Below are 12664 nucleotides of genomic sequence, written 5' to 3'. Positions count from 1 at the left end.
TTAAGAATCAATTAAAATAATCAATCAATAAATCTACTAATGTTGTGCATAAATGCTCAAGCTGGTCATCTGTGATGATAAGTGGTGGCATAATATATACCAGCTTTCCAAATGGACGTACCCAAATATCTGATTCTAATAATAATTTTTGAAATTTCGGCATATCAATTACTTGCTGTAGCTCAATCACACCAATTGCACCGAGACAACGTACATCAGCAACCTCAGATAAGTTAAAAGCAGAGGCTAAATACTGTTGGAGTAATTTTTGTATGTGACGTGCTTTGCTGGGAATATCGTTAGCAATAATAAGCTCAACTGAGGCTTTTGCCACAGAGCAGGCTAGGGGATTACCCATAAATGTTGGGCCATGCATCAGTGCTGGATAGTCGCTATGGCGGATAATTTTTGCCACATGGCGGGTACATAAGGTAGAAGCAAAGGTCATATAACCACCTGTTAATGCCTTGCCAATGGTCATAATATCTGGTGAAATCTGAGCATGATGACAGGCAAACATCTCACCAGTACGTCCAAATCCTGTGGCAATTTCATCTGCAATCAAGAGTACGTTATAGTCATCACAAAGTTTGCGTAATAGCTGTAAATACTCAGGGCTATAAAAACGCATTCCGCCAGCACCTTGTACGATTGGTTCAATGATAAAGCCAGCTAATTTTTGATGATTTTGAGTGAAAAAGTCGGTTAGATTTTGTTTAACATTGGCAGATAATGGCTGATTAAAGCCCATAGGTGGTGCTTTCACAAAGTTCTGAATGGGTAATTGTTTGCCATATAAGCCGTGCATGCCAGTCACAGGGTCACAAACGCTCATTGCATGCCACGTATCACCATAATAGCCTGAGCGTGTGGTGGCGAATTGGTTTTTCAAAGGCTTGCCATTTGCAACCTGATATTGCAACGCCATTTTTAGAGCAACTTCAACCGAGACACTACCGCTATCAGCATAAAAGATGGCATCAAGCCCAGTAGGCACTATAGATAGTAGCAACTTACCAAGCTCAATTGCTGGCTGGTGGGTTAAGCCACCAAACATCACATGTGACATTTTATCGACTTGCTGGTGTATGGCATCATTGAGCTTTGGATGATTATAACCATGAATCGCTGACCACCAAGATGACATACCATCAATCATACGTCGTCCATCTTCAGTATAAAGATAAACACCATCGGCACGGTCGATAACAATATTAGGATATGTTGGTGGCAAGCTGGCATAAGGATGCCAAAGGTGTTGGCTGTCGAACTGATTCATTGTAAGACCTAGTGAGACAAAATCCATATTATAACAGCGAATATAAGTTATTGGTTTTATTGGATACAAGCCCCCTGTTTCGATTGGTTTGTTTTCGCATAATATATATTATGTTAAATAAAAGATACCATGCAATAACTTTATAAAAACTACCTTATTCTTATTGTTTTATTCACAAATCCAAAAGACTAACAGATACTTTGAGTCTAAGTTTTATCTTACTATTGAATAACGAGGAATATAAAGCATGGTTACTGCTCGTGATGACTGTAAAAAACTGGTAAAACTTTAGAGCCAATGAATAAGCTTTACAGACATGGGAAGGGAAATCTATAAAGAACCCTAGTTTTAACAAACCCCTTTACCTTGTTTAAGTTCATCATCACATTATTTGAGCTGACTAGGGAAGATGCTGAATATATTCACCTTATGATCGAGACTCTCCCCTACTTCTAGACTTCTTCAGATTTCAATTTCCATGGTCAAATAATAATAAAGTATAGATTAAATTTAATTGACAAGTGAATATATATTAAATATTATTTTTACGCATACACTTGTTCACATAATAGCAATAATATTACTGTAATAAATCAAAAATGATTAATAGGTATAAACTATGGATACAAATTCACACAAACTACACAATAAGCCACACACCCAAAGCTTTTCAAAACTCACCTTATCTTCTGCTGTCAGTACAGGAATACTCGCCCTCTTTTCTAGCTCATCAGCATTTGCTGATATAGCAGCTGGTCAAGATTGGCTGAGTCAACAAGCTTCAAGCGCCCATCCTCAAAGTTTTATTGCCAATCCATTACAGACTCAGCAAGAAGTTGCGCAGACATTGCAGTTATTACAGCAACAAGTAGCAAATACAAATTTAACAGACCTTTTAGCTCAAGAAAAAAGCAGTGAAGGCTTGGTACGGTTAATTTTATTAGCACACAGCCAAAATGAAGTGCTACATCCTGCATGGCAACAACTGGTTCATAATCAAAATGATGATGGTGGTTTTGCACATGTTGAAGGTTGGCAGTCCAATCCACTAGATACAGCTTTTGTATTAGTTGCCTTAGCTGAGACGGATTATTTATCAGGGTTAGATAGCCATAGTCGCCAGCAATGGCAAAGCCGTATTAGCTCTGCCCTACACTACCTTGCTTCACAGCAACATAGCGATGGTGCTTATCGTATTTCCCATCTGGATAACTTATATACCAGTAGTTATGTATTATCCGCATTTACACCTTATTTAAATTCTTATGGACAGTATATTCCTACGGTACAAAGTCTAGTTACCTATTTAAAGTCTCAACAAACAGCACCTGCCACATGGTCAAATCAAAGTAACAATAAAGGTCTTTTTTTAGATGCACTGGTCGCAGAGAGTTTATATCCTTATCAAGCCAGCAATCAAATAAATGACTTTCGGCAAGCTTTTAATAATAGAGTCATCGCTCTACAAGCAGATGATGGTAGCTGGCAAAACGATGCTTACGTAACCTCGCTTGTATTAAGAGCATCTGAAAAGCTAAGCCACCATCCTATTAATCCAATTACATCAGCAATTAGCTTATCGGTCATTGATGCAGAGACCAATTTATCATTGGCAAATGTGCATCTAACTGCGAGTGCTAGCAATAGTGCGCAGGCTATAGAAGTTCATAGTGATACCGAAGGCAATCTGTTGCTACAAGATGTCAGCGAAGGGGATTACGTCTTCCACCTAAGTAAAGATGGCTATGCCAGTGTGCAGTTCCGTTTGCATTTACAGCAAGGTGAGCAAATCAATCTTGGTCAAGTCAAGCTTAGCCGAGCCACTGCAGTCAGTAATGGTCAGATTCAGGGCGTAGTAACAGACAAGCTATCAGGTAGCCCTATTGCCAATGCTACAGTTACTGTGGTTTTGGTAGATAGTGATGGTAAGAAACTGAGCAATATTGACCCTATTATTACAAAAAGCAATGCTCAAGGTGCGTATCAGATTGTATTGACCGAGCAACAGCAACAAGTATCTAATGGACGGTTTGGTGTCGATGTTCGGGCAACAGGTTATGCACCTACGCAAGGTACTGGCATTGCTCCTGCGGGTGGCTCAGTATTATTTAGCCCTGCTCTACAGCTACAAACCCACACACAAGCACTACTAACAGGGCGTATACTGGATGAATCTGGTCAGCCCATCTCCGATGTATTGATTGTTAATAAGGGTAATGCAAACAATACAACCACTACCAATACGTCGGGTTTGTTTAGTATTTCTGGACTAGATACAGGTCAGCAGACATGGCAAATACAAAAAGAAGGCTTTCAGATTGCAACCCTAAACTTTGTTGTTAATGAGCCTAGAACTTATAATGCAGGTGATGTTTACTTATCTGCCATTCAACGAAGTGACCCGAGTGATCCCAATAGTGACCCCCTACCCCCAAAAGTTGGCACGTTTGTTATTACTCCTACAGATGCTCAAACAGGACAGCATGTACAAGGGTTTACTGTTACTGCAGAAAAGCTGGATGCAAGTAATAACGTCATTCAAACGCAATCTTTCACCCCAAATAATGAACAAAATCTAGCGACTGAGTTAAGTATTGAGTTGCCCACTGGTAAATGGCGACTGACAGTCTCACACCCTGCATATCAAGCCAACCATCAAACTTTTAATTTAACAGATGCACAAAGTATTAATTTTGCACCTGCACTGACATTAAATCCTTATGCACTCTCTGCTGATGTTGTTGATTCCTTAACTAACCAAGCCATTACCAATGCACCATTTCAAGTCATTAATAATGATAATGACCAAGTTTTATACAATGGTAAAACAGATACAAACGGACACCTTAGTATCCCGAGCAATCTAACAGCCAGTAATCTTCGTCTTGAGATTACACCGCCTTTATATCTATCAACGACGCGATACATTAACCGTCAAACTGAATCTACAACCAATGTGAATCTGGGTGAGATTCGCTTACGACCAAAGTCAGCACAGGTTATTCTGCCTGACCTTGTAGTAAGCCAGTTAGATACCACAGACTTAACTACAGAGCAACAGAGTTTAATTACTACAGGTACATTACACGCCAGCATTAGCAATAAAGGCAATGCTGAGGTTAGAGACGATATTAAGATAACTGCATTTATTGATAAAAATAATAACCGGCAACTTGATGAGGGTGAGCAGATCGTCGGTAGCACTACCCTAACCGATACATTAGCCATAGATGGTACGGTTCAAGTTGATATTGATATATCAGGCAAGGTAGATTTTAGAGATGCACCAATCGCTGTCATGGTTGATAGCGATGAAAAAATCGCTGAAAAAGAAGATGGTAATAATGTTCGTTTAACCAGTGATGGTGTGGAGATTAAGCCTGAGCAAGGCACGCTTGAGGCTGAGATGGTTTGGCATTGGAAACCTGGTTCTAATACGCCATACCCAAGTTATGATCAAGTGATGGCTTCTCCTGTAGTTGCACCCCTATATGATTCTAATAAAAATAATAAAATAGATATTGATGATGAAAGATTCGTATTATTTACTAGTTTCAGTAACGGCAATTATCATAGTGCAAATGGTGTTCTTAGAATAATAAATGCTAATAATGGTAAAGAGCTAAAAAGTTTTGGTATAAAGGAGTCTCAAGGTTTTGCACCTGCCCCTTCAGGAAATATTGCTTTAGCTGATTTAAACGGTGATGGTGTAGTTGAGATTCTTGTTACAACTGAAAGAGGTATTAGTTGTTACACCATAGAGGATGGTTTGGTATGGCATACAGATATTGTCAAACAACAAGGTTATTGGAAGCCAATATCTATGTCTGCACCTGTAGTCTTTGATATTGGAAATGATAGTTCTCCTGAAATAATAATTGGTAAAAATATTTTAAATAAAAATGGAGATATTATTTATCAAGACTCTAGTAGATGGAGGGGTTCAGTTCAAATATCTAATGCTTTTCATTATCAAAATAAAAGTTTGGCTGTTATAAATGGTGCTTTATATAATTTAGATGGATTTACTAAACTTCATGATTTTGTTTTACCAAGCTCCTACACTTCATCTGCTCTAGTGAATACAGGAAATGATGAGACACCAGAAGTTGTTATTGCATCAAGCCAAGGTTTGTATTTATTTGAGATGGATGGTACAAAAAAGTGGGGGCCAATTAGAATAACGAATAGAAATGCTGGCTCTCCTATCATTGCAGATATGGATAATAACGGTATACCAGATATTGGTATAGCCACTGAAAATGATTATTTGGCTTTTCGACTAGATGGAACATTAATGTGGTCTATTCCTGTATCTGACTATTCTTCAAGTGTAACAAGCTCAACGGTATTTGATTTTGATAATGATAATAATGCTGAAGTAGTATATGCAGACGAACAGAAATTAAGAATTATTAATGGTACAAACGGTGAGATAAAGACTCAATTTAATAATATCTCTGGTACTTTATATGAATCACCAATTATTGTTGATGCAGATAATGATGATCATGCTGATATTATTGTAGTTTCGAATAATTACTCTCGTCGTCACTTAGGTACTACTGGTGTACGCATGTTTTCCAGTAAGAATAAGGACTGGGCAAATACCAGACATATTTGGAATCAACATAACTATCATATTACTAATATTAATGATGATATGACTGTGCCAACTTATGAGGAAGCTAGTTGGCTAAAACATAATACTTATCGATTAAATACCATTCTCGGTGTTAATCCTATAGCTGCTACTGACCTTACTACCTCCTATCTACAAATATCTGATAATGGCAGTACCACACCCAGTCGTTTTACTGCCCGCATTGGTAATGCAGGGGGCAAAACCGTTGCCAAAGGCACACCGATTAGCTTTTATCGTCTTCCACAAGGAGCAGATAACAGCCAAGCTCAGCTACTTGAAACCATCACGTTAACTGAGTCCCTAGCAGGTGGTGACTATGTTGATATCAGTATTGACTATACACCAGCAAATGGCAGTCTTGCTGACTTTGGTGAGCTTATCGTTATCGCAAATGATGCAGGTGCTGGTATAGACAGTGCCACAGGCATTGTAAATCCGACAGATCCAAATGACCCCAATACATCAGCAGATACACAAGGTGTTATTCAAGAATATACCCGTCATAATAATCTGGCTCGTATTAGTATTACAGGGGAGTTCACGCGTTTTAGTCTTGCTGGCGAGGTAGATAAAACACATTATCAAGCTGACGAAACCGTTACCATTAGTGCCATACCAACCAACTTAGGAAGCTTCCCAACCACCCCTGATGTGCGAGTGAGTATCATTGATAGTGTGGGTAATGTGGTCAAGCAATTTGCAGACACACCTGTTGACTTGGGCGTGGCATTGACCAATATCGGCAATCCTCCTGTTAATAGTGCCAATGTTACCCACACATGGCAAACAGGACAAACCCGCACTGGCAACTACCATGCTCATATTGAGCTAATCTATCAAGATAAAGTTGTTGCCAGTCTAGATAGACCTTTTGCCATTGTCGCTGATGACATCAACGGGCTAAATGCACAAACAACCAGCCAGCTATATGTCGATAAAACGCAATACTTTGCGACAGATCTGGTACAGATTCATTCACGCCTGCAAAATACTGCCAGTAATGCCATGGCAACACAACGAGAGGTTCATTTAACCGTTGCCGACCCTAATGGTGATATTATCTGGACACAAGACTATAACTATCATGAGCTTGCCCCAAATGCACTCAAAGACCAATACTTTACCCTACCCCTTGCCAATGCACCGTCAGGTCACTATACCGTTACCAGTACCACTACAGCCACTGATGGTAGTCAAGCTCCACAAATATTGACACAAAGCTTTAAGGTGCTTACCGCCAGCGAATCAGGCTTTGGCATTACAGGTCAGATTACTGCCCAGCCTCAAGTCAACCTTGGGGAAACAGTGAATTGGCAGTGGCAAGTTGCTAATAATAGCAATGAAGGTTTAACCGACTTACCACTGTCTATTGCCCTATTTAGACAAGATGAGAGTGAGCCATTTGCCACATTGCCTTTATCTTCTATCTCCTTAGACACCTCAGGTAAACTGACAGGCAGTGTACCTTGGGTAAGTACAGGACAAGCCAATAGTCAAGTCAGTGCTGTACTACTTGCCAATTTTGCTGGCAAGCAAAAAGGATTGGCTCAAACCACGGTCACTCTTTTAGAGCCTCCCGTCACTGTACAAATTAATGAGCAAGAGCAGATCAGCGATAGCTTATTGGTCTATTATAGCTGTGCTGAAGGCTGGCATACTTATGTGCAAAATTTCAGCTTTGGCATATTTGAACATGGCTGTTTTGATCAAAGAGCAAACCTACTACAGCGCTATTTAGACCGTATCCAAGTGCCTTACAAACTGGTCAAACGTCCAGAGAACTTTGCTAACGAGATGCAAAGTGGTAAATATGGACAATATTGGCTACTTGGCTCAATCGAGCAGCTGCGCCCACATACCAAAAAAGAAATTACCGAGTTGGCTTTTAGTGGTGATAATGTCGTCGTAGACAGTGGCTTAAATAGCTGGTTAAACCAAGACTTGTATTTATTGGCTGGTGTAAAACACAAAGGGCGCGTATTACCTAACCATGCTGATTTAACCGTTGATACAAATAAATTAACACCACCTGATGACCCTATTATCGCCAATACCCCATTAAAAGCTGATGGACGTAAACAGATGGGTAGCCCTTACCACTCTATGTGGGTGCAGTGGCTAGAGCCAACAGACCCCAACAAAACCCAAGTCTGGGCGACCATGAATGGTCAAAGAAGACGCCTAACCAATATTGCCCAGCATCAAGAAGCCTATAAAGACTATCCTGCCATCACCACCCAACGTTATGGTAATGGCATGCCAGTCGCTCTGAGCTTCGACTTGGTCGGCAGTCTATATTGGGCAACTCATGCTAACAACTTATCACCCTATAATAATAATGCCAATGTACAAGAGCTGCGCTGGGATAACACCTTAAAACAACTACTGACAGATAAAAGACAAGTTGCCAAAGCAGACTATGTACCACAAGAAGTCGTACGCATCCCCATCCGCTTACATAACCAAGGACAGGCAAACAAACGCATACAAGTGGATATCAACTTACCAACGGGTAGTCAATGGCTAGGCTATAAAGGTGGCACTGACGATACCTTAGCAGGTGATGACACCGTTCATTACCAAGTAACCTTAAAGCCACAACAACAGCTCAATGATGTCATTACCGTTCGCCTTCCTAAAGCTTCAGGCACTCATGCCATTCGCATCACTGTCTTGGATATTAACAACCAAAGTAATCAACAAAGCGGGCATATCTTGGCACAAAAAGAATCTCGTTATCTGGTGCGAGGTATTGATAGCCGTATTCAGCTACTACAACAACACATACAACCATGGCGAGTATTTGGCATAGATGGCTACTTAGCACTCAATGCTAAAACTCAAATCAATCTTATTAACACACACTACCATAACGGTGCAAAACAGCTGACTGTCTACGAGGCAGCAAGGCTGGGGAATACCCTATCCAGTATGCAAAGCCTACCTGACCGTGATATTCAAGCCATACGTCTAGAAGTCGATGAGTTACTGCGAGCATTACAAATAGATTGGTACATTGAGCGTGATGGTTATATTCCTCCTCCATAAACACTCATAAGCAGAAACTGACAGCAGAAAATAGAGATAACTAACGAAATAGACTAAAAGAATACTAAGGAACAACCATGAACCTATTTTTTCGACCAAACCCACAACAGCCTGAATATAACCAAGCAACTAAGCTGTCTAAAGCACTGAGTATCATTTGCACCGCAGGGCTACTTAATGTCATGAGTCTACCAGCACAGGCTGCCGCCGTGAATGAACGAGCCAAAGCTGCCTATCAGGCGCAGCAAAGCCTTGTCGGTAATGATGCTTATGACAAACTAATTAATCTCACCAGTAAATATGAACTGGAGCAACAAAGCTACCAACAACAGCGCCAACATTACTTATCTGGTCGTAGCATCTTTAAAAAGACCATAGACGGTATTACCAATCTTTTTACTGATGATAATGAAGTGGTTGATACCATAGACCCTGAGCTACTCGAACAAACTCGTGAGCAAATACAGTCTTTGCAACAGCAATTAACCACTGAACAACGCACCCTCATTGCGACTTTGCGAGATCAAACTGCACAAATGCAACAAGCAGGCTTTGATAGACAAGCCTTTTTAGATCATCGAGATTTAATCTTAGAGGTAGATAAACGCTATCAGACCCTACAGGGACTGCTGAAACAGGTAGCACAAAGCCAAACACCAGCGCAGACACTAAATGCTATCACAGCCCTGAATACCCAACTACAACAATGGCAACCACCCCAGTCTCAAACCGATGTAGAAAATCTACCATGGGGGATGCCTGATAGTGAAGTGCGTGAGCCCATCGTCAGTGAAGCAGACAGCGTGGTCTTACAAAATGCCAGCTACACTGACTCTCAAGCAATACCTTACTCTGCCATTCATCAATGGCGCAATACTGAGTATCAAATCGGGCAGTTATTACTCAATAGGGATATAGTACAAACTGATTTTCAAAAAGTCGCTGGCTTGGCTGGTCAAACCGATGCAGGTAACTGGACGGTACTCAATGCCCTACCTGCTGAAGTACAACCTGCTGACCTAGCAGAAACACCTGATGTATATATTAGTGAAAATATTGAAAATTTAGCATTTTCTTTAGATTATAATCCTGCCAAAATCTATAAATGGGTACATGACAATATTGAATATATCCCCACTTATGGCAGTATCCAAGGCTCTGAATATTGTTTAGAAACATCTCGTTGTAATGCTACCGATACTGCAAGTTTATTGATTGCTTTAATGCGTGCCAGTGAAATCCCCGCGAGATATGTTTATGGGACAATTGAAATTCCTAGCGACATGGCTATTAACTGGTTCGGTATTGATAACATGGATGCCATAGGAAATTTGTTAGGTCAAGGCGGTATTCCACATCGTTTTATCATGAATGGAAGCAAAATTCAGAGTATTCAGCTTGAGCATATATGGTCAGAAGTTTATATTCCTTATATACCATCCAAAGGAAATATTGATTTTGATATTTTGGGAAATGGTATAAAACCTAGTCAGTTAAATAGCCACTGGATACCTCTTGATGGCTCATACAAAAAGGTTAGTTTCTCAAGTACAAATTTATCTGATGAATTCAATTTAGAAAGTGATGACATTTTAAACAATTTAATTAAAGGCACTGAGTTTAATACTGAAAAAAATAGCTTCCAAGGATTTAATAGTGATAACTTAGAACAAGTCCTAGAACAACAAATACAAAAAATAGATAACAAAAATTTAGTATTTAATACTGAATATGATTCAACCCAATATATACATAAAACAAGAATAACGCCTTATTCCAGTGACTTGCTTAGTCCTATACTACCGTATAAGGTAAAAACCTTGATTTCTGATTACCATGAACTGCCTGAGAGTCTCAAGCATTATTTCATAATTAAGGCATATGCTGATGATAGATTTGCAGGATATCCTGATTTAGCTTCACCCATTGCTAATATCAAAATTGCTACATCACAATTACAAGGTAAACATTTAGCACTCTCATTTTTACCAGCTTCTGATAATGAGAAATTAAAACTGACTAATATAGTGAAAGCTAACAATAATGGTACAGTTAACTTTGAAACATTATCTAAATCTAAAAGTTTACCAACCAATATTAATCTAAGGGCTCAAATAACATTAGATGGTGAAGTACTAAAGCCAATTAATCAAACTTATAAATTAGGTTATGATACGACATTCTACATGGGTTATCAGAGTCCAAATAGTAGTAATAGATTAGCGCGTAAAAAAGTCACTGCTGGCGAATATCATGCCATTGGTTATAACTTACAGGGAATTAGTGACTTTCAACTTGGGAAGATATCCACTAATTACAACCAACAACTTGATGACCCAACACAATCAAATCAAAACTCTGCACATGATACTACTGGACAAATACTACAAGCAGGGATACAAGGATATTTTGCTTTCAACGATAAGCAATCTAAACTCATGCAGGGTCAATCTAATATTCTACAATATCCCTATATGAGCTTTGGTACATATTCAACTAATTTAAATACACAATATAGATATGGACTTCCCTTTAGAACCGCATCAACTGGTACGGTCATGGATATTGATGTTATTAAAAATATTACCGTAGATATCACTCACAATGTGGCAAATGCTTTAAGTGTTTTGAAAGCTCAAGGTTATCAAATGAGTGCTAATGAACACAGAATCCCTGAGGCTTTATTCAATACTGACGAGCAACCTAATCAAGTAAAAGCCATAAGTGCTGTTAAGGCATTACAAATTGCTATGCAAGAAGGGCAGAAAATCTTTTATTTCAACAAAGCAGAGCAGGATAAAATCCTCCCACAAATCAGTCATGATAGTGATACTATGAAGGATATTGCTAATGCTCTAAATCAAGGTAAATACGTCACCGTATCAGAACGTCCTATTGAATATGCAGGTTGGTCAGGCAGCGGCTATATACTAGAATCAGTCTATGGTGGTGGCGGTGCATATATGATTAGTGGAGGGTTAAATGGTGGCTCTGCACAAGCGAGCGATGGAGATACTGATCTGGCATTAGCAGGTATGGCTGTCTTATCAGAGGTAAAACCAACGAAGTTCAAAGTAAACTTCTTTGGTATGTTGGAATGTGAGTTTAAAAGAACTAGCTCAATATTAAAGATAATTCTTACTTTAGCTGCTATAAGCCTCTTAGTCCCATCTATTCGAGAAATGCTAAAAATACCAGAACTCGCTCCTCTAGCAGCCGAGTCTATAAAAGCTATGATGGTAGCCAGTCTTGCTCTCTTTAGTGTTAATAGTTATGGTAACTATAAAGAAATAAAAGAAATAAAAACAACTGATAATTTACAAGACTGTGTCTGTAAGAGTGGTATAAGGGGAAAATCAGGAGCTTGCTGGATTTGTAGTAGAGAAAGTTACTTTATTTTTAAAAATAGAAAAGAGGCTGCTGAGTCCACTACAAATACTTTAGGTAAGTGTAAATATGGCATGAAATCTAATGAGTTGAATACTAGAGCAATAGCATGGACAGAGTTAGCTAATGCAAGAAATGCAGTTAATCATTGCTTCTTTCCTCCTGATAACGGTCACATTGTAGTGGCATAATAAAGTTAGACAACAAATAAGAGGTTATACTACCAGTAAAAAAGGAGAAACAGTATGACCAGTAAACGCAAAAGATATAGCCGAGAGTTCAAGCTTGAAGCGATCAGTTTAGTC

General features: G+C 39.2%; 3 protein-coding genes. 2 read left to right on the top strand and 1 reads right to left on the bottom strand.

The window, feature by feature from the left end; all coding sequences use genetic code 11:
• Window positions 1-7: 7 nt before the first annotated feature.
• On the bottom strand, window positions 8-1279 hold the full coding sequence (gene bioA, locus FHK88_RS03495) for an adenosylmethionine--8-amino-7-oxononanoate transaminase (protein WP_227429394.1): 1272 nt from the start codon (window positions 1277-1279) through the stop codon (window positions 8-10).
• Between the two features lie 619 nt (window positions 1280-1898).
• On the opposite strand from bioA, the gene FHK88_RS03490 reads away from it, so the two are divergent.
• Window positions 1899-8972 (top strand): carboxypeptidase regulatory-like domain-containing protein, encoded by a 7074-nt coding sequence (locus FHK88_RS03490; protein ID WP_227429393.1) that lies wholly within the window; start codon window positions 1899-1901, stop codon window positions 8970-8972.
• A 77-nt stretch (window positions 8973-9049) separates the two neighbouring features.
• Window positions 9050-12550, top strand: coding sequence for a transglutaminase-like domain-containing protein (locus tag FHK88_RS03485; RefSeq protein ID WP_227429392.1), 3501 nt, complete (start codon window positions 9050-9052; stop codon window positions 12548-12550).
• The last annotated feature ends 114 nt before the right edge of the window (window positions 12551-12664 follow it).

This window comes from Psychrobacter sp. I-STPA6b (genome assembly GCF_020662265.1).
Taxonomy (GTDB): Bacteria; Pseudomonadota; Gammaproteobacteria; order Pseudomonadales; family Moraxellaceae; genus Psychrobacter.
The sequence above is the reverse complement of the archived record's forward strand: the minus strand, read 5'-3'. Positions and strand labels throughout refer to the sequence as shown.

Coding starts and splice junctions, on each gene's coding strand:
- FHK88_RS03485 (WP_227429392.1), top strand. CDS start 9,050: ATGAACCTATTTTTTCGACCAAACCCACAACAGCCTGAATATAACCAA.
- FHK88_RS03490 (WP_227429393.1), top strand. CDS start 1,899: ATGGATACAAATTCACACAAACTACACAATAAGCCACACACCCAAAGC.
- bioA (WP_227429394.1), bottom strand. CDS start 1,279: ATGAATCAGTTCGACAGCCAACACCTTTGGCATCCTTATGCCAGCTTG.